Origin of the sequence: Actinokineospora pegani (assembly GCF_009745975.1) — a bacterium.
Taxonomy (GTDB): domain Bacteria; phylum Actinomycetota; class Actinomycetes; order Mycobacteriales; family Pseudonocardiaceae; genus Actinokineospora; species Actinokineospora pegani.
In genome coordinates, this window is record NZ_WHOL01000101.1 from 25,912 (window position 1) to 42,865 (window position 16,954).

General features: G+C 72.9%; 20 protein-coding genes and 1 pseudogene. 10 read left to right on the top strand and 11 right to left on the bottom strand.

Annotated elements, in window-relative coordinates:
• Window positions 1–77 precede the first annotated feature (77 nt).
• Window positions 78–1,022 carry an ABC transporter substrate-binding protein gene (locus GCL84_RS19395; protein WP_156756939.1) on the bottom strand — a complete coding sequence of 315 codons (945 nt, stop codon included), beginning with the start codon at window positions 1,020–1,022 and terminating at the stop codon, window positions 78–80.
• 112 nt (window positions 1,023–1,134) lie between these two features.
• Between GCL84_RS19395 and GCL84_RS19400 the strand changes: the two genes are divergently transcribed.
• A complete protein-coding gene (locus tag GCL84_RS19400; protein ID WP_156756940.1) occupies window positions 1,135–1,935 on the top strand; it encodes a siderophore-interacting protein in 801 nt (266 codons plus the stop codon).
• 37 nt (window positions 1,936–1,972) lie between these two features.
• Entirely contained in the window at window positions 1,973–2,971 is a 999-nt protein-coding gene (locus GCL84_RS29385) for a hypothetical protein (RefSeq protein WP_197523363.1), read from the top strand.
• Here the strand turns inward: GCL84_RS29385 and GCL84_RS19405 are convergent.
• A complete protein-coding gene (locus tag GCL84_RS19405; protein ID WP_328618782.1) occupies window positions 2,908–3,708 on the bottom strand; it encodes a DNA polymerase beta superfamily protein in 801 nt (266 codons plus the stop codon). The two genes, GCL84_RS29385 and GCL84_RS19405, sit on opposite strands and share 64 nt — an antisense overlap.
• Window positions 3,709–3,803: 95 nt before the next feature.
• On the opposite strand from GCL84_RS19405, the gene GCL84_RS19410 reads away from it, so the two are divergent.
• A complete protein-coding gene (locus tag GCL84_RS19410; protein ID WP_156756941.1) occupies window positions 3,804–4,208 on the top strand; it encodes a VOC family protein in 405 nt (134 codons plus the stop codon).
• Between the two features lie 202 nt (window positions 4,209–4,410).
• On the opposite strand, the gene GCL84_RS29390 is transcribed toward GCL84_RS19410, so the two are convergent.
• A complete protein-coding gene (locus tag GCL84_RS29390) occupies window positions 4,411–4,563 on the bottom strand; it encodes a DUF6307 family protein (protein ID WP_197523365.1) in 153 nt (50 codons plus the stop codon).
• A 270-nt stretch (window positions 4,564–4,833) separates the two neighbouring features.
• On the opposite strand from GCL84_RS29390, the pseudogene GCL84_RS30160 reads away from it, so the two are divergent.
• A pseudogene (locus tag GCL84_RS30160) lies at window positions 4,834–5,127 on the top strand (DUF5994 family protein); the annotation flags it as partial.
• Here GCL84_RS30160 and GCL84_RS19420 read toward each other — a convergent pair.
• The 5 genes from GCL84_RS19420 to GCL84_RS19440 all read right to left on the bottom strand — a co-directional run bounded on the left by GCL84_RS19420 (window position 5,103) and on the right by GCL84_RS19440 (window position 9,394).
• Window positions 5,103–5,822, bottom strand: coding sequence for a polyamine aminopropyltransferase (locus GCL84_RS19420; RefSeq protein ID WP_156756943.1), 720 nt, complete (start codon window positions 5,820–5,822; stop codon window positions 5,103–5,105). The pseudogene GCL84_RS30160 and the gene GCL84_RS19420 overlap by 25 nt on opposite strands.
• Before the next feature lie 66 nt (window positions 5,823–5,888).
• A complete protein-coding gene (locus GCL84_RS19425; protein WP_156756991.1) occupies window positions 5,889–7,061 on the bottom strand; it encodes an acyl-CoA dehydrogenase family protein in 1,173 nt (390 codons plus the stop codon).
• 166 nt (window positions 7,062–7,227) lie between these two features.
• Window positions 7,228–8,127 (bottom strand): poly(ethylene terephthalate) hydrolase family protein, encoded by a 900-nt coding sequence (locus GCL84_RS19430; RefSeq protein WP_235926445.1) that lies wholly within the window; start codon window positions 8,125–8,127, stop codon window positions 7,228–7,230.
• 128 nt (window positions 8,128–8,255) lie between these two features.
• Window positions 8,256–8,861 (bottom strand): SMI1/KNR4 family protein, encoded by a 606-nt coding sequence (locus GCL84_RS19435; RefSeq protein WP_156756944.1) that lies wholly within the window; start codon window positions 8,859–8,861, stop codon window positions 8,256–8,258.
• The gene (locus GCL84_RS19440) at window positions 8,858–9,394 is read right to left on the bottom strand and encodes a helix-turn-helix domain-containing protein (protein WP_235926447.1); all 537 of its coding nucleotides are present in this window, start codon (window positions 9,392–9,394) and stop codon (window positions 8,858–8,860) included. Before GCL84_RS19440 ends, GCL84_RS19435 begins: the two co-directional genes overlap by 4 nt.
• Window positions 9,395–9,433: 39 nt before the next feature.
• On the opposite strand from GCL84_RS19440, the gene GCL84_RS19445 reads away from it, so the two are divergent.
• Together GCL84_RS19445 and GCL84_RS19450 are read left to right on the top strand one after the other, a co-directional pair.
• Window positions 9,434–10,018 carry a cytochrome P450 family protein gene (locus GCL84_RS19445; protein WP_156756946.1) on the top strand — a complete coding sequence of 195 codons (585 nt, stop codon included), beginning with the start codon at window positions 9,434–9,436 and terminating at the stop codon, window positions 10,016–10,018.
• A gap of 11 nt (window positions 10,019–10,029) precedes the next feature.
• The gene (locus tag GCL84_RS19450; RefSeq protein WP_156756947.1) at window positions 10,030–10,215 is read left to right on the top strand and encodes a ferredoxin; all 186 of its coding nucleotides are present in this window, start codon (window positions 10,030–10,032) and stop codon (window positions 10,213–10,215) included.
• Window positions 10,216–10,249: 34 nt separating this feature from the next.
• Here GCL84_RS19450 and GCL84_RS19455 read toward each other — a convergent pair whose 3' ends face one another.
• Entirely contained in the window at window positions 10,250–10,789 is a 540-nt protein-coding gene (locus tag GCL84_RS19455; protein ID WP_156756948.1) for a DUF998 domain-containing protein, read from the bottom strand.
• Window positions 10,790–10,933: 144 nt separating this feature from the next.
• Between GCL84_RS19455 and GCL84_RS19460 the strand changes: the two genes are divergently transcribed.
• The 4 genes from GCL84_RS19460 to GCL84_RS19475 all read left to right on the top strand — a co-directional run bounded on the left by GCL84_RS19460 (window position 10,934) and on the right by GCL84_RS19475 (window position 15,008).
• The gene (locus GCL84_RS19460; RefSeq protein WP_156756949.1) at window positions 10,934–12,229 is read left to right on the top strand and encodes a cation:proton antiporter; all 1,296 of its coding nucleotides are present in this window, start codon (window positions 10,934–10,936) and stop codon (window positions 12,227–12,229) included.
• A gap of 42 nt (window positions 12,230–12,271) precedes the next feature.
• Window positions 12,272–13,714: a hypothetical protein gene (locus GCL84_RS19465; RefSeq protein ID WP_156756950.1), complete on the top strand. Its 1,443-nt coding sequence runs from the start codon at window positions 12,272–12,274 to the stop codon at window positions 13,712–13,714.
• Window positions 13,714–14,670 carry an aldo/keto reductase gene (locus tag GCL84_RS19470; RefSeq protein WP_156756951.1) on the top strand — a complete coding sequence of 319 codons (957 nt, stop codon included), beginning with the start codon at window positions 13,714–13,716 and terminating at the stop codon, window positions 14,668–14,670. The genes GCL84_RS19465 and GCL84_RS19470 overlap by 1 nt, the downstream gene beginning before the upstream one ends.
• 68 nt (window positions 14,671–14,738) lie before the next feature.
• Window positions 14,739–15,008 carry a hypothetical protein gene (locus GCL84_RS19475; RefSeq protein ID WP_156756952.1) on the top strand — a complete coding sequence of 90 codons (270 nt, stop codon included), beginning with the start codon at window positions 14,739–14,741 and terminating at the stop codon, window positions 15,006–15,008.
• A gap of 1 nt (window position 15,009) precedes the next feature.
• On the opposite strand, the gene GCL84_RS19480 is transcribed toward GCL84_RS19475, so the two are convergent.
• Entirely contained in the window at window positions 15,010–16,035 is a 1,026-nt protein-coding gene (locus GCL84_RS19480) for a fatty acid desaturase family protein (protein ID WP_156756953.1), read from the bottom strand.
• 103 nt (window positions 16,036–16,138) lie between these two features.
• On the bottom strand, window positions 16,139–16,894 hold the full coding sequence (locus GCL84_RS19485) for a GAF and ANTAR domain-containing protein (RefSeq protein ID WP_328618781.1): 756 nt from the start codon (window positions 16,892–16,894) through the stop codon (window positions 16,139–16,141).
• Between the last annotated feature and the right edge of the window lie 60 nt (window positions 16,895–16,954).

The window sequence follows — 16,954 nt, forward strand, 5'->3', positions numbered from 1 at the left end:
TGCGACACCGGGCCGAGTGCCTGAGACGACGACGAGGGCCGCCCCGGAAGCCGGGGCGGCCCTCGTCGGACCGCGGGTCAGAGCTGGCCGAGGATCTCGTCCAGGCGGTCGAGGACCCGGGTGGCGTCGCCGTAGTCGATGACGTTGAACTGGCCGTCGAAGACCTTGGCGGACTGGGCGGCGGGCAGCGAGGTGAACAGGGGGTCGGCCTTGAGCTTGGCCGAGGCGCCCTCGGCGGTGACCGGGGGGCCGAGGTCGTCGAAGAGCAGGACCTGGGCGCCGGAGAGCTGGTTGAGCTGCTCGACCGAGTACTGGGCGACGTTGCCGTCGGCGACCTTGGTGGTGGCCTCGTCGAAGGGGATGCCCAGGTCGGCGAGGACGGTGGAGGGGCCGCCGACCTTGTCGTAGAGGTACCAGCCGGAACCGTCGTAGGTGCCGAGGGTGGCCCACTTCGAGGCGGTCAGCTTGGCGCCGTGCTCACCCTTGAGCTCGGTCACGCGATCCTGGTACTCGGCCTCCAGCTCGTTGAGCTTCGCGGTCTTGTTCACCGCTTCGGCCACCGCGCGCACCTGCGGCTTCCAGCCGGGCTCGTCGCCGACCGCCGGGACGAGCACGGTCGGGTAGCGGTCCTTGAGCTGATCGTACTCGGCCTCCTGGTAGTCGCCGCCGATCACCAGGTCCGGGTCGGCCTTGGCGATGGCCTCGTAGTTCAGCTCGCCCGCGTCGTTGCCGATGATCTCCAGGCCGCGGAACGGCTCGCCGTCCTTGGCGGCGGTCAGATCGATCGCCCCCGCCAGCTTGGCCTCGAGGTCGAGCAGGATGTAGGGGATCTGGAAGTCGATCGCGACGATCCGCAGCGGCTCGGCGGGAACCTCCACCGGACCCTTGGGCGTCTGCACAGTGCGCTTCTCGCCCGACCCCGGGTCTGACGACCCCGACGAGTCGCCGCTGCCGCACGCGGCGGTGAGGGCGAGGACGGCGGCCGTGATCGCGGCCAGGCACCGAGATGATGTCGATCTCATTCGTGCTACTCCACAGGGGTGATGCGGTCGGATTACCCGATACTCTCCGCGCACATTAGGGGAGGCTAACCTATCCTTGCAACGGGCTCGTAGTCACAGAAGGGCATCCGCCATGACGGCATACCACGCCACGGTCCTGCGCACCGCGCACGTGACGCCTCGAATGCTGCGCGTGACGCTCGTCGGTGACGAGCTGAAGTCCTACCAGGGCAGCGGTCTGCCCGACGAGTCCTGCCGCGTCGTCTTCCCCGGGGACGGCGAGCCCCGCCGGGTCTACACGATCCGCAGGCGCGACGCGGAGACCGGCCAGATCGACCTCGACTTCGTCCTGCACGACGGCGGGGTGGCCGCCGAGTGGGCGCGCGCCGCCCAGCCCGGCGACCCCGTGCTGCTCAGCGGGTCCCCGGCGGGCAAGTACGCCCCGCCCCCCGACACCGAGTGGCAACTGCTCGCGGGCGACGCCACCGCCCTGCCCGCGCTCGGCCGGATCGCGGAGAACCTGGCGCCCGGCGCCCGCGCGCACGCCCTCTGCGTCATCGAGGACGACGCCGACCGCCAACCCCTCCCCGGCGTGACCGTCGACTGGATCACCGCCGACCCCTCGCAGGCGGGTCCGCGGCTCACCGCCGCCGTGCTCGCCCACGACCTCCCGCCCGGTCCCGGCTACCTGTGGGTCGCGGGCGAGATGAGCGCCACCCGCGACGTGCGCAAGCACCTCCGCCACGCCCTCGGCCTCCCCGCCGACCGCTACTCCGTGGTCGGCTACTGGCGGCACAACGCCGAGGAGTGGGAGGCCCGCTTCCGCGCCGTCGAACCCGACCTCGCCCCCCGCCTCGCCGCCGCCGAGGACATCCCCGACGACGAGGAGTACTTCGACGTCGTGGACGACATCCACGCCGAGGCGGGCCTCTGACCCCGATCCTGTCGGTCCCCGTCGCTATGGTGGCCGAATGGGGATTCTGGGGATCTTGGAGGACACCGACTACCTGCCGGACTTCGGCACGCTCGTCGTGCGCGACCGGTTCGACCCCGAGGGGTTGCCCGCCGCGCGGGCGGACGTGCTCCACGAGTTGGCCACCCGCGCCCTCCCGGGCGCCCTCGCCACGGCGGGCGACGGGTGGCTGCACGGCAGCGCGGGCGACCCGCCCCAGCAGGTCCGGTTGGAGGCGCACGACACCGAGCCGCCGAGCGACCTCGACGCCTGGGCGGACGTCGTGCGGACCCCGTTCCGCAGCCGGTCGGGCCGGGTCGCGCTGGGCCTGGTCTCCGGTGGGGAGGAGGACGACACGCTCGATCTGGGGCGCAGCGGGCTGTTCGACGTGCGCGTCTCGCGACGGCCCATCGGGGACGATGACGGGGAAGACGAGTGGCTCGCCCAGTTCTGGCCGGCCACCGCCAAGTCCCTGCCCCGCTGGGTCAAACGCACTCACCCGGCGGTGCGCAGCGCGGACCCGGGATGGCGGATGGTCCTGGGCTACCACTGCATGGAGGTCGCCTGGTTCGCCTCGGGACACGGTCCCCACCGCACCGCCTCCTGGTACGACGAGCCCTTCGTCGGCCACCGCCCCGATCCCGACGTGCGCGCCCAGCTCGGAGCCCCGACCCTGACCACCAACCGGGACGCCGTCACCCTCCTGCTCTCAGCGGGCGTCCTCGCACCGGAGGACGACGGCTGCCGACTGGTCGAGCACCCGCCCCCGGCCACCGACCGACTCGCCCTCCCCGCCGACCTCGCCACCCGGCTCACCGAGGACGCGGTCCGGACCCGCTACACCCGCCTCGCCGCGGACCTCGTCAGCATCGCCGCCTGGGGAAACCCGTGCCCTGTCGACGACCTGGCCGATCGCCTCCTGGCCGCGCCCGACGACATCCCGCCACTGCTGGCCTATGCCGAGTCGGACAAGCTGATCCACCGTGACGAGGATGGAGTGCGCGCCCTTCTCCGGTGAACCCGCCCATCCCCCCTTCCCGTGCCGCAGGTGGGCGTCCGCCGCCCAGGCCGACACCGCGTCCAGGTCGGGCACGTGCGGCGGACCGGTGGTCGGCAGCGCCGCCTCGCCCTGGCGTTGGACGTCGGCGATCTCGGCCAGCACCTCGGCCTGGTCGGGAACGGCCCCCGCTTGACCCGCGGCACGCGCTCCTGTTCGCGCTCCGGCATGGGCAGGGTCAGCGCGCCGGTCGTCACCAGTTCCAGGCCCTGATACGCCAGGCGCAAGGCGTGTGAGGCGTACTCGACGTCGTAGCCGTGCGCCGCGACCAGTTCCGGCCGGTTGGGGGTCTTCCGTGTGGACACTCCCGGCAGCCGGTCGCGTTGGGCGTTCTTGTAGCCCAAGAACCGGTGCACTGCCTCCTGGGAAAGGAAGCTCGGGCCCAGCTCCCGCAGCTCCTCGCCCAGCGAGGTCAGCGTCAGGACCGACTCCGCGGGCGCGAACAGCGGCAGCAGCGCGGTCGGATCGCCTTCGACTGCCAGGCGCAGGTACTTCCGCAGCGAGTACATGACCAGGTCCGGGTCGCCGGGGCCGGATCGCTCGCCCTCGGGCCGCGTGCGGAAGACGGAGTGCTCCAAGGGTTTTCCGACGCCCAAGGCCGTGTCCGCGGACTCGACGGAGACGCCCGTCTCGTCGTGGTCGCCGGTGCCCGCGTTGGCGATCCCGTGCACCCCGGACCCGACGACGGTGCGCAGGATCTCGCCGCCCCGCGCCTGGGCGCCTCCGGTTTACTACAGGCCGAGCCGCCCGCTCGCGGACCGAAGCTGACCGCGGCGTGTGCCACAGTCACACCATGAGCACCCCCGGCTTCACCGGCTCCCGCATCGACCACCTCAACATCGCGGTCCCCGACCTGTCCGCCGCCGTGGCCTTCTACCAGCCGGTCCTCGCCGCGATCGGGATCGGCACGACGATGACCGTCCCCACCTCCGAGAAGCTGCCCGCCATGCACGGTTTCGGCTGGGAGCACAAACCGTACTTCTGGCTAGTCGACGGGGGCCAGGTCGGGACGAACATGCACCTGGCGTTCACCGTCGAGACCCACGAGGCCGTCCGCGCCTTCTACGACACCGCCATCGAGCACGGGGCCACCTCGCTGCACGCCCCCGGTGACCACCCGCTCTACCACGAGAAGTACCACGGCGCGTTCGTCACGGACCCGCACGGCATCAACCTGGAGGCGGTCTGCCACCACTGACCCCGAACGGCGCCGCCCCATGGCCAGGCACAACGACCGTGTCATCCGGCAGACGGGACGGTCAGCCATGTTCGCCGGGGTCACCGCGCCCGCAGAGGAGTTCGGCTCCCCGGACTCGCGGGCCTGGGCAGGCGCCGCCGCGCCTGGGTCGTCGCACGCCGCCCGGGCCGAGGCGGTCAGCCCCGCCCCGGGCGAGCGAGGGTTACCGGACGCGTTCCGGGACGTGGTCCAAGACATGGACGACGCGCACGGCGAGCGCCTCGGCGCTCTTGGCGTCCAACGTGGACGCCTCCTGCAGCGTCGTGCGGACGAGGTCCACCCTGGCTTCGTAGCGTGAGACGTACTCGGGTGACATGGTGTGGGGTCCGCTCTTCGACCGCGGGGCCGGGCCGGGCATGAGGTGCCCAGGCGACGGGGTCCCGTCACCGTCGACCGTACCCCGTTCGCGCCGCAGGGTGGCGGTGCCGAGGGCGTGTCGAGCGCCTGCGGTCAAGTCGGCGCCGCTTGGGGCGCGGCACGAGGTCCGGTCGGCTCGACCGGCCGGGGGCGGGAAGCGCCGAGATGATCTCGGACCAGCTCACGACCAGCACCCCCGAAGTCCGCACCCGACTCGCCCCGCTCGACCGACCTCGCCGCCGAGTTCCCCGGGCTGATCGCCGCCCTGGACGCGGGCGGTCCCATCAGCCGCGTCACCTACCACCTCGACGACTGGGACACGACCGCGCGCAGGCGCACCACCGGCGGCTCGGTCGTGCGCGTGGCGGGCTTCCGCCACGCGGCGTCGGACTCGGTGGCCCTATTGCGGGCGAACCGCAGTCGCATCCGCCTGGTCGTCATCCCGCCGGGCACCGCCGAGGACGAGGCGCGCGCCGTGCTCCGCGACGCCTCGGGCGGTCAGCCCGGGCTGGTTCCCAAGTAGACGGTCGCGGTGGCGTCCCGCTGCTGCAACGGGTTGTCGAAGGTGACGACCTCCGCCGCGACGTCGTCGAACACCGTTGACAGCACAGCGGTGAACTCGGCGTCCGGCGGGTCGTTGGACCACAGGGCGAACACCCCGCCCGGGCGCAGCAGGCCGGTGACGCGGGCGAGCCCGTCCGGCTCGTAGAACACCGCGTTGCCCGGGTTGAGTAGGTGCCTGGGGGAGTGGTCGATGTCGACCACCACCGCGTCGAACCGCCGCCCGGGCCGCTCCGGGTCCAGCCCCTGGTCGCCCAGCGCGAGGGCGAAGAAGTCACCGTGGACGAAGCGGCACCGGGGATCGGCCGTCAGCTCGGCCCCCGCCGGGATCAACCCGCGCTCGTGCCACTCGATCACCTCACCCAGGGCGTCCACGACCACCAGGGACCGCACCGCGTCGCTGTCCAGCACGGTCCGCGCCGTGAAGCCGAGCCCGAGCCCGCCCACGGCCACGTCCAGCTCCGAGCCGCCCAACCGCGCCAGCGCCAACCGCCCCAGCGCGACCTCGGACACGGTGAACATGCTCGACATCAAGAACTCGTCCCCGAGCTTGATCTCGTGCACGTCCCGCCCGCTCACCGGGTCGCGCCTGCGCCGCAGGACCAGCTCCCCCAACGGGGTCGGCCGCCAGTCGAGCTCCTCGAACCGCGCGCTCACCGGGCGGCCTCAATCCACACAACCATCGCGACAGCCTAGACGCAGTGGTCCCACGCGGCGGCCGGGCTACCGGGGCAGGGTCAGCGCGGGCTTGCGGCGCAGCTCGGCCTTGGCCACCGAGCGCAGGTGCACCTCGTCCGGCCCGTCGAACAGGCGCATGGCGCGGTGCCAGGCGTACATGGCCGACAGCGGGGTCACGTCGGTGACGCCGGCGCCGCCGTGGACCTGGATGGCGCGGTCGACCACCGCCGTGGCGGCGCGCGGGACGGCGACCTTGGCCAGGGCGACGAGGTTCCTGGCGGCCTTGTTGCCCTCGGTGTCGATGACGTGGCAGGCGTGGTGGCACAGCAGCCGGGCCTGCTCGATCTCCAGGCGGGACTCGGCGATCTGCTGGCGCACGACACCCTGGTCGACCAGCGGGCCGCCGAAGGCCACCCGGCTGCTCGCCCGGTCGACCAGCATCGCCAGCGCCCGCTCGGCGGCGCCGAGGGCGCGCATGCAGTGGTGGATGCGCCCCGGCCCGAGCCGGGCCTGCGCGGCGGCGAACCCGCCGCCCTCCTCGCCGATGACGTTGTCCACCGGCACCCGCACGTCGTCGAAGCGGACCTCGGCGTGCCCGTGCTGGTCGTGGTGGCCGAAGACCGGCAGGTCCCGCACCACCGTGACGCCGGGGGTGTCGCGCGGGACGATCACCATCGACTGCTGCCGGTGCGCCGCGGCCGCCGGGTCGGTCTTGCCCATGACGATGAACACGGCGCAGCGGGGGTCCATCGCGCCACTGGTCCACCACTTGCGCCCGTTGACGACGTACTGGTCGCCGTCGCGCACGATGCTGGTGGCGATGTTCGTCGCGTCGCTGCTGGCCACGTCGGGCTCGGTCATCGCGAAGGCCGACCGGATCCGCCCGGCCAGCAGCGGGGCCAGCCACTCGCGCCGCTGCCGCTCGGTGCCCAGCAGGTGCAGCAGCTCCATGTTCCCGGTGTCGGGCGCGGCGCAGTTGATCGCCTCGGGCCCCAGGTCCAGGCTCCACCCGGACAGCTCGGCGATCGGCGCGTACTCGAGCTGGGTCAGCCCGGACTCCGCGGGCAGGAACAGGTTCCACAGCCCCTCGGCCCGCGCCCGCTCCTTGAGCTCCTCCACCACCGGCGGCACCTCGTGCCCGTCCGGTCCGGCCGCGCGGCGGTGCTCGGCGTAAGCGGTCTCGGCGGGCAGCACGTGGTCCTGCATGAACGCCACCATGCGGTCGCGCAGCCCATCGGCCCGGGTCGAGGGCGCGGGCAACTCGTACACGGACACGGACAGCCTCCTGAACTCGCCGGTCACCTGGTCGGTCCGACGCTACCTGCGCCTGATCCGACCTGCGCGAGCTCCACCGGATCGACTGGTCGTGGTGGCTGTCGAACCGCTACACCGGGCAGCGGAGCTGGAAGCTGAGGATGTCGGTGTCCGCGGCCGGGGTGGGGCAGAGGAACCGCGAGTAGCGGGTGTCGTCGTCCACGTAGCGCTTGAGCCAGGTGACGGCGAACTTGGTGAGGGTGGGGGAGTAGAAGTTCGGGGTGAAGTGGTCGCCCTTGAGCTTGAGGTAGGCCTGGTCCGGCTTGTCCTGCAGCGAGGCGTACATCCGGTCGGCGTGGCGGGCGGCGGGGGCGATGGTGTCGTTGTCGGTGCCGAGGATCAGGGTGGGGACGGTGACGGCGCTGAAGTCGGGGTTGGGGTTCCACGGGGTCAGGGGGATGGCGGCCTTGAGCGCGGGGTTCTTGCTCGCGGCGATCAGGCTGCCGCCGCCGCCCATGGAGTGGCCCATGACCGCGAGCCGGTCGGGGTCCACCCGGTCCTTGGCGGGGGACTGCGCCGCCAGCCAGTCGGCGGCCGCGAGGAGTTGGTCCCCGCGCGCGTCGGGCTGGTCGAACAGCCAGTTGGTGTCCAGGGTCAGCACGACGAAACCGTGCGAGGCCAGGGTGGCGCCGTACCAGGCGATGCTGAACTCCGGGCCGAAGAACCCGGGGCTCACGACCACGGCGCCGAAGGTGCCCTGGGAGGTGTCGGTGGGGTAGTGGATCGTCCCCCGGTTGAACGCCCGCCCCGGAACGCTGGGCACCGCCAGCGTCGACACCGCGAACGTGCCCCTCTGGGCCCGGATCGACTGCTCGGTCGGGTCCGGCCCCTTGGCGAACGCGCTGGCCTGGAGCACAGCGGCGGTCGGGGCGGGCTGCCCGGCGAACGCCTGCGGGCCGAGGAACGCGGCGGCGCCCATCGCCAGCGCGGTGGCCAGCACCGCCGACCTCTTCACGATGTCACGACGCACGGGGGCTCCTTCGGCGGCACGGCTGTCGGGTGAACCGTAGGCAACGACCGGGTCGGAGCGGAAGACGTGGCGGGCGGCGTGTGGCCGGGGTGAGGGGGTGGCTGTCCGGGAGTGCCAACTTCCGGGCGCTACTGGGCCTTGAGGCTGACCGTCGTCCCGTTCGGCAGGCCGCGGATCTGCCGGGCTATCTCGGCCCGGTACTCGATCCCGCTGAGCCGGTCCATGGCGACGAGGTTGTCCAACCGGTACTCGCCGCCGAGGGTGAACGGGATGCGCGGCACCAGGCGCACCCTGGTCGGCAGCGCGCCGTTCGCCACCTGCCACGCGTGGGCGAGGGGGTGTCCGGTCTCGTTCGCGAAGTCGTCCAGGACGTGGTCGGCCCACCCGCCCAGGTCCTCCGCGAACGCCGCGAACACCCCGGTCTCCGGGGAGAACCGCTCGACCCTCCCGTCCGTCAAGGCGAACTGCTCGCCGAAGACGTCCTCGGCGAAGAACACCACCCCGTCCGGGATCTCCGGGTAGAGCGACCGCCACGACTCGCCGGAGTTCCACTCCTGCACACTCGGGACCGCCCCGCCGCCGCCCCACGGGAAGACGAGCAACGCCGACTCGAACGCGAAGAACCCGTTGCGCAGCCCGAGAAGCCGCTCCAACTCCGGGTTGCCGCACCCGGGCCCCGCCGCGGAACCGATCCCCGGCCCGGAAATGGAGACCAACTCATCGAGGGGAGTCACGCGGCGACGGTAGCAGCGTCGATCAAGCCCCCAGGGGCCTTGTGGGCACCGCGGCGGAGGGGGAGCCCCAGGCGCTCGGTGGCGGCGTCACGGCGTCGGCCACGCCGGACCGTGGTGTACGCCGTCAGTGATAGTGCTGCCTGGATTCTCGGGTCGGGGGTCGCGGGCGCGCATGGGTTCCGGGGGTGCTTCAGCGGGCCCTGCTCGGATTCGCCTGGCTGCTCGACGCGGATCAGGCCGCCCCGGGCGCGCGGCTCCTCGATGTCGCGGTGGTCCACCGGCCGACCGGGCAGCGGGGCGCCGGTCTCGGTCCGCAGGCCTGCCACCACCAGGGCGAACACGCGGCGCGGCGCCATGGCGCCGATCTCGACGTCCGGGCTGACGGCCCTGACCAGCTCGTCCCGATCCGGGAAGCGGCGGTAGAGGGTGCCGACGCCGACCCCGGCGGCCCTGGCGATCTCCTCCATCGGCACGTGCGCCCCGACCTGGACGAACAGCACCCGCGCGGCCTCGATGATCTGCTCGCTGTGCACGCCCACCACCCTCGGAAGCCCCGGTCGCCAAGGTTCCGGTTGTCGGGCCACGAGCAGGGGCGCGCGGTCCTCGCCGACCGCCGGGTCTCGTCCGACCGGCGCAAGAACAACTTCCCGATTCCCAACGCCGATCCGGGCATCCGCGGGCGGTCCCGCGGCTGGCCGCGCTCGTCCGCGCGTGCAGGAGGTCGTCGACCGGTTCGTCGACGAGCCGCTGGCCGCCGAGCACCGCCCGGTCGACCTGGTGCGGGCGCTGCCGGTGCCCTCGCTGGTGATCTGCGAGCCTACGCCGACCACGACTCCTTCCAGGAGCGCACCGCCGCCCTGGTCGGCCGCGCCGCCCGACGGCGCGGGTTCCTGCGCGCCTACCTGGACGAGCTGATCCAGCGCGAGGAGGCCGAGCCCGGCGACGGCCTGGTCAGCCGCCAGATCGCCAAGCGCCGGGCGGGCGGCGACACCGACCGCGCCGGCATGGTCAGCACGGCCTTCCTGCTGCTCGTCGCGGGCCACGAGACGACCGCGAACATGATCTCTGCGCTACGGCTGGCACGATCGGTGGCGGACATCCCGTTCAAGTCCGGCGCCGGCGGCTACGGCGTCTACGAGCTCCCCGTGACCTGGTGAGGAGAACCACCATGCGCATCAAGGCGAACACCGAGGCCTGCATCGGCGCAGGCCAGTGCGTCCTGACCGACCCCACCGTCTTCGACCAGGACGACGACGGCATCGTCGTCCTGCTCACCGACCAGCCCACCAGCGAGGACACGGCGCGCGACGCGGTGTCGGTGTGCCCGGCGCAGGCGCTGTCCATCGAGGAGTGAGCCACCCGCACACGGCGTGGACTGGCGTGCCNACCTAGCCGGGAGGCGGGCGGCGGGCCAGGACGGCTATCGCGGGCCAGCAGACCTGGGCCCCCGCCAGCACCCGCTCGGTGAGCCCGACCAGGTGACCCGCCTGCAACGACCACCCGAACCCCGCCAGGCAGGCCACCAGGACCGCCGTCGCCGCCCACGAACTCCGCCTCCCCGGCGCCCCCGCCACCGCGGGCCACACCGACAACGCCCCGAACGCCACAGCGGCGGCGATCGCATGCCCGCCCAGGGGGTCGGGAACAGCGGCGACCGCGGCGGTGCCCACCCCGCCCACCGCCAGCAACACCCGCCCGGCGGGCCGCGCCCCGGTCAGCCCCACCGCGGTCACCACGTGGCAGACCCCGACCACCGCCAGCCCCGCGGTCATGATCCACCGGTGCGGCGCCCCCACCGCCGCCAAGGCGCTGATCGTCTGCCGCGCCTGGTCGAACCCGGGTCGCGCGGCGGCAGCCAGCGTCCAACCCCCGATCAACGCCACCGGGGCGAGCAGCGACGACGCCACGGCCCACCCGCGCGCGGTCATCGGCCGCGGCCTGCTTGATCGAGGTGCCACCCGGCGAGCCTAGGGGAGGGGGCTTCTGGGCAGGCGGCCTCACTGAACAGGGTTAAGAGGACGTGACGACGGGTAATTAGAGTCGACGCGCTCGGGTGGAGATGGAGGTACCTGGTGGCTGACCCCGGACCGTGGGTTTACGCAGCGGCAGGAGTGGGCACCCTGGCCGCCGCGGTGCTGCCCCGGGTGCTGTCCCGGCTCCCCATCTCGATGCCCATGATCTTCCTGGGCGCGGGAGCCTTGGTCTTCTGGCTCGTCGACGGCCTGCCCGACCCCGACCCGCTCGCGCACAGCGACATCACGCAGCACCTGACGGAACTGTGCGTGATCGTGTCGCTCATGGGCGCGGGTCTCGCGCTGGACCGGCCGGTCGGGTGGCGGCGCTGGTCGACGACCTGGCGGCTGCTGGGGATCACCATGCCGCTGTCGATGCTGGCGGTGGGGGTGCTCGGGTGGGCCGCGCTCGGGCTGGGCGCGGCGGCGGCGCTGCTGCTGGCCGCCGTCCTCGCGCCGACCGACCCGGTGCTGGCCACCGAGGTCCAGGTGGGCGAGCCCGCGGACGACGAGGAGGACGACGAGGACGAGGCGCGGTTCGCGCTCACCTCGGAGGCCGGGCTCAACGACGGCCTGGCGTTCCCGTTCACCTACGCGGCCATCGCCGTCAGCGTGGTCGGCGTCGCGCCGTCGGGCTGGCTGCCGCACTGGCTCGGGGTGGACGTGCTGTGGCGGCTCGCCGTCGGGATGGCGCTCGGGGCGCTGGTCGGCTGGCTGCTGCGCAAGCTGGTCTTCGCCGCCCCGGACGAGGACTTCCGGCTGGCCAAGCACGCCGAGGGGTTCGTGGCGCTGGCCGCCACCTTCCTGGCCTACGGGGCCGCCGAACTGGCCAACGGCTACGGCTTCATCGCGGTGTTCGTGTGCGCGTGCACCCTGCGCGCGGGCGAGCGGTCCGATGGCTACCACCAGGTCCTGCACAGCTACGTCGAGCAGGCCGAGCGGATGCTGACCGTGCTGGTGGTGTTCTTGCTGGGCGGCGCCGTGGTGACCGGGCTGTTCGACGGCCTGCGCTGGGTGGAGGTCGGCTTCGCGGCCGCGGTGCTGTTGATCATCCGGCCGCTGGCGGGCGTCGCGGGCCTGGCGGGCGGTCGCACCGGCCCCCGGGAACGGGTGGTCATCTCGTTCTTCGGCGTCCGCGGCGTCGGCTCGCTGTTCTACATCACCTACGCCCTCGGGCACGGCGAGTTCGCCGACCCGCAGACCCTGTGGCGGGTGGTCGCCCTGGTCGTCGTCGGCTCGATCCTGCTGCACGGCCTCACCGCCGCGCCCGTCATGTACTTCCTCGACCGCAGGCGCAGGCGAGCCGCCAAGGTCGAGCACGGCGACGCGGACGAGGCCGCGAACACGGCCGTGTGACGACACCGCCGCTCGCGGGTACCTCCCCGGTGGAACTGGATCATGACAGGGCTGGATCACGACGGTGGGAGGTCGCGGGTGCGGTGGGCACTGGTCAGCGGGGACGGGTTGCCGGTCAGCGGGCTCCTGACGATCTTCCGCAACGTGGTCGACCGGGCGCGGGCGGCCGGCCTGCTCGACGTCCCGGTGACCGCCGACCTGGGCTACTCCTGGCGGGCGGACAAGAAGGGCTTCTTCCCCCGCGGCCTGCCCGGCGCCGAGTACCCCGACTGGCTGCGCGTGTCCGACGCCGTCCCGGTGGACCTGCCCGTCGACGAGTGGGGGGCCGCGCTCGACGAGATCCGCGCCGACGTCGCCGCGGCCGACGAACTCGACGAGGGGCGCCGGGCGGCGCTGCGGCAGCGGATCGAGGCCCACACCGACGCCTACGCCGAGTACTTCCACCGCTGGTTCACCGATCACGACGTCGACTGGGTCGTCGCCATCAACCTGACGCTGCCCGACGCCGTGTTCGTCACCGCCGCCCTGCACCGCGCCGCCGACCGCCGGTGGGGCGACGGGCGCGACGGCGGTGTCCTGCACTGGGACCACGACCTGTTCGGCAGTTGCGCGATCTTCGAGGACGGCAGGCGCTTCTACCCCGCCGCCCCCAACGAGTTCACCCCGCTGCCCGGCAGCAGCCCGTCCGACCGGTGGGCGGTCATCTCCCCGGCACTGCTGCGCGAGACCGCCGCCTACCCCACGGACCTCGTCCCCGAACTGCTGACGAACGTCCTGCCGCTCATCCCCGACGGCGGCCTGGAGCAGCGCCACCACGAGTTCCTCGGCGGACGCGGCATCGACCCCGACCGGCCCGTCGTCCTGGTCCCGGTGCGGGTGTTCGCGGTGAAGGGGGTGGAGATCTCGGTCGAGGTCTTCGCCGCCGCGCGCGCGGCGCACACGGCCGCGGGCCTGCCCGAACCAGTCCTCCTGGTCTTCGGCAGCCTGGACGAGGACCCCGCCTACGCGGGCGTCGTCCGCCGCGCCGTCGCCCGCACCGGGGCCGGGTCCGCCATCCACTTCCTCGACGGCGTCCCCGTCTCCAGCCACCGCGACCGCACCGGCACCTGGCGCCTCGACGAGGTCGACCTGCTCCGCCTCGCCCGCGCCACCTCCGGCGCGGTCCTGTTCACCCCCAACCAACCCGACGTCGAGACCGTCGGCCTCGGCCCCGCCCTGGCCGCCCTGGCGGGCGTCCCGTGCGCGGTCACCCCGTACAACGCCTTCGACGACCACTTCGGGCCGGAGTACGCTCGCGTGGCGGTCGACCCGGCCGCGCCCGCCGAGGCCGGGGCTGAGCTGTCCCGGTGGATGGCTGAGCCGGACGCCGGACTGCTGCGGGTCAACCGGGCCTTGGTGCGGGACCGGTTCCCGGACAAACCGTGGCGGGAATACCTGGCCGCCATGGCGAACAAGGCCGACCAGCCCCCCGGAGGACCATCCTGATGCGCTACCGGCTGCTCGGCAACACGGGTCTGCGGGTGTCGGAGCTCTTCCTCGGCGCCATGCGCTTCGGCGGCGGCGGCACCTCGCGCGAGGAGTGCGCCCGGATCATCGACCACTACACCGAGGCGGGCGGAAACGTCATCGACACCGCGGTGAACTACGGCGACGGGGAGAGCGAACGCGCGATCGGCGCCGTCCTCGGCGCCCGGCGGGACCGCTTCGTGCTCTCGACCAAGTACACGCTCTCGCGCGACCCCGGCGACGCCAACGCCGCGGGCAACCACCGCAAGAACCTGGTCCGCTCGTTGGAGGCGAGCCTGCGCCAGTTGGGCACCGACCACATCGACCTCTACTGGGTCCACGTGTGGGACCGCGACACCCCGGTCGAGGAGACCATGCGCGCGCTCGACGACGTCGTCCGGGCCGGGAAGGTGCTCTACATCGGCATCTCCGACACCCCCGCGTGGGTGGTCTCGCGGGCCAACACGCTCGCCGAGCTGCGGGGGTGGACGTCTTTCGCGGGCATCCAGGTCCCGTACAACCTGCTGGAGCGCGACGTCGAGCGCGACCTGCTCCCGATGGCGGAGGCGCTGGGCCTCAGCGTCGCCGCGTGGTCGCCGCTGGCCCACGGCGCGCTGGCCGCCGCCCCGGACGAGCGGACCCGTGCGGTGGTCACCGAGCTGCGGGCGGTGGCGGCCGACCTGGGCGCCACCCCCGCCCAGGTCGCCATCGCCTGGCTGCTGGCGCGCCCCGGGGCGGTGCACCCCATCACCGGGGCGGGCACCGTCGAGCACCTGGCGGACACCCTCGGCGCCCTCCGCCTCGAACTCCCGGCCGAGGCCGCGGACCGGTTGACCGCGGCTGGGCGGTTCACCCCGGGCTTCCCCCGGGACTTCATCGAAGGTTTGCCGCCGTGGGTGTTCGGGGACGCCCACTCCTCGCTGGTGCGGCGCTGAGACCCAGCGAAACCGCCCGCGAGGAGGTCCCCTGCGGTCGTGTTCCCGTCCCGGCGAGGGAGGCGGAGGTGCTGCTGAGGGTGACCGGCGCGCTGGACGCCCGCGCGGCGCCGATCCTGTCCGAGGCGCCGCACCGGCTGCGGCTCGACGGTCAGGGGGACGCGGACGTTCGCGGGGTGGTGCTGGTCCCGCGTGGCCTGCGGTTCCTGGGCGGCGGGTGCTGGTCGAGGCCCGCACGCGACGACCCGGCGCTGGAGCCGACCGGCCTCGACCGGTTCCTCGACCTCCGGTCCACGCTGGTGGGACCCGGCCGCGCCGCCGCGCGGGGCGAGGGCTGAGTCACGCCGCCTTGCGCAGCGGGGCGCCCACCTCGTGCAGGTGGCGCAGGACGTGGCCCATGGACGTCATGAAGCCGCACTGGGCGTACTCGATGCCGTTGCGGGCGCAGAAGGCCCGGACCATGACCTGGGCGTGGCGCAGGTTCGGCCGGGGCATGTTCGGGAACAGGTGGTGCTCGATCTGGTAGTTCAGCCCGCCCAGCATGAAGTCCACGACGCGGCCGCCCTTGACGTTGCGGCTGGTCATGACCTGCTTGGTGAGGAAGTCCAGCTTGGTGCCCGGCGCGACGGTCGGCATGCCCTTGTGGTTGGGCGCGAACGAGCAGCCCATGTACACGCCCCACAGGCCCTGGTGGACGGCGATGAACGCGATCGCCAGCGGCGGGGACAGCACGAGCACCACGGCGGTCACGTACAGCGCGACGTGGGCGACCAGCAGCAGCAGCTCCCGGCGGGGGGCGCGCAGTTCGCCGCTCATGGCCGCGCGGAACCCGGCCAGGTGCAGGTTGAGGCCCTCGAGCAGCAGCAGCGGGAAGAACAGGAACGCCTGGTTCTTGGTCGTCCACCGGACGAACCCGCTCTTGGTGTGCGCCTGCGACCGGGAGAACGCCAGCAGCGGGATGTCCAGGTCCGGGTCGTCCTCCTCGTGGTTCGGGTTCGCGTGGTGGCGCACGTGCTTGCTGATCCACCACTGGTAGCCGATGCCGACGAGGCCGCCGTGCAGGTTGCCGACCAGGTCGTTGGCCCGGTGCGTGCGGAAGATCTGCTTGTGCCCGGCGTCGTGGCCGATGAAGGCGAGCTGGGCGCACATCACCGCGAGGAAGGCCGCGGTGAGCAGTTGCCACCAGGAGTCGCCCAGCAGGAAGAAGGCGACCCAGCCCGCGGCGAAGGCCACGAGGTTGAGCCCGATCCGCACGGCGTAGTACCGGCGGCGGCGCTCCAGCAGCCCCGAGCCGCGGACCTCCCGCATCAGCGCGGTGAAGTCCTCCGTGCGGTCGGGGGAGAAGGATGAGGACAGTGTTGACATTCGGCCTCCCGGCAGTCGGGTTCGGCGCGTCGCCGAGCCGCCGGGGTCATGGGCGGTGTCGGTCTGCGGGGGTGTCCGTCCGGAGCGGACGGAGTGGGGCGGATCAGGACATGGGCTGTTTGCCCGCACCCAGGATCACACGCGGATCGAGTGCCCGCGTGACGATCTGGCGGGCGACATCGGACAGCCGGGCGTTGTTCCCGCGCCCGTAAACCCGCAGCGCCTGGAACGCCGCGTCCATGTCGACCTGGCCCGCGTGCGCCAGCACGCCCTTGGCCTGCTCGATGGTCACCCGGTTGTTCAGGGCGTTCTGCAACTGCTCGGTGAGCACCTCGCCGCGGTGGATGGCCCGCTCCTGCATGATGCCGATGGTGGCGGTGTCCGCCAGCGCGCGGGCCAGGTCGGTGTCCTGGGCGCGCAGTCGGCCGGGGCGCGCGCCGAACAGGTTGAGGGCGCCGATGGTCTCGCGGCGCAGCCGCAGCGGGATGGCGTGCACCGAGGCGAAGCCCTGGTCCAGCGCTCTGGGCACGAACCGGGGCCAGCGGGCGGTCTCGGCGGCCAGGTCCGGCGCGAAGACCGGCTCGCCGGTGGTGACGCAGTCCAGGCAGGGGCCCTGGTTCGTCTGGACCTGGAACAGCTCGAGCAGCCGCGTCTCCTCGGTCGAGGACGCCAGCACCTGCAGGCCGCCGCGCTGGTCGGAGAGCACCAGCCCGGCCGCGTCCGCGTTCAGCAGGCTGACGCAGTAGGCCACGAGCTGGTGCACCAGCTCCACGATGTCGTAATCGTCGACCAGGGTGTCGGCCATCCTGACGAACGCGGTCAGTAGCTGCGATTCGCGCGCTGATTCTGATGTCTCCACGACAGGGACCTCGTTCCTCTCTCCTCGGGTCAGCGTAAGGGCCTGGGCGGCGGGGCTGCC

Coding starts and splice junctions, on each gene's coding strand:
- GCL84_RS19425 (WP_156756991.1), bottom strand. CDS start 7,061: ATGGTGGCGTTCATGCAGGACCACGTGCTGCCCGCCGAGACCGCTTAC.
- GCL84_RS19395 (WP_156756939.1), bottom strand. CDS start 1,022: ATGAGATCGACATCATCTCGGTGCCTGGCCGCGATCACGGCCGCCGTC.
- GCL84_RS29385 (WP_197523363.1), top strand. CDS start 1,973: ATGGGGATTCTGGGGATCTTGGAGGACACCGACTACCTGCCGGACTTC.
- GCL84_RS19450 (WP_156756947.1), top strand. CDS start 10,030: ATGCGCATCAAGGCGAACACCGAGGCCTGCATCGGCGCAGGCCAGTGC.
- GCL84_RS19410 (WP_156756941.1), top strand. CDS start 3,804: ATGAGCACCCCCGGCTTCACCGGCTCCCGCATCGACCACCTCAACATC.
- GCL84_RS19400 (WP_156756940.1), top strand. CDS start 1,135: ATGACGGCATACCACGCCACGGTCCTGCGCACCGCGCACGTGACGCCT.
- GCL84_RS19470 (WP_156756951.1), top strand. CDS start 13,714: ATGCGCTACCGGCTGCTCGGCAACACGGGTCTGCGGGTGTCGGAGCTC.
- GCL84_RS19465 (WP_156756950.1), top strand. CDS start 12,272: ATGACAGGGCTGGATCACGACGGTGGGAGGTCGCGGGTGCGGTGGGCA.
- GCL84_RS19455 (WP_156756948.1), bottom strand. CDS start 10,789: ATGACCGCGCGCGGGTGGGCCGTGGCGTCGTCGCTGCTCGCCCCGGTG.
- GCL84_RS29390 (WP_197523365.1), bottom strand. CDS start 4,563: ATGTCACCCGAGTACGTCTCACGCTACGAAGCCAGGGTGGACCTCGTC.
- GCL84_RS19480 (WP_156756953.1), bottom strand. CDS start 16,035: ATGTCAACACTGTCCTCATCCTTCTCCCCCGACCGCACGGAGGACTTC.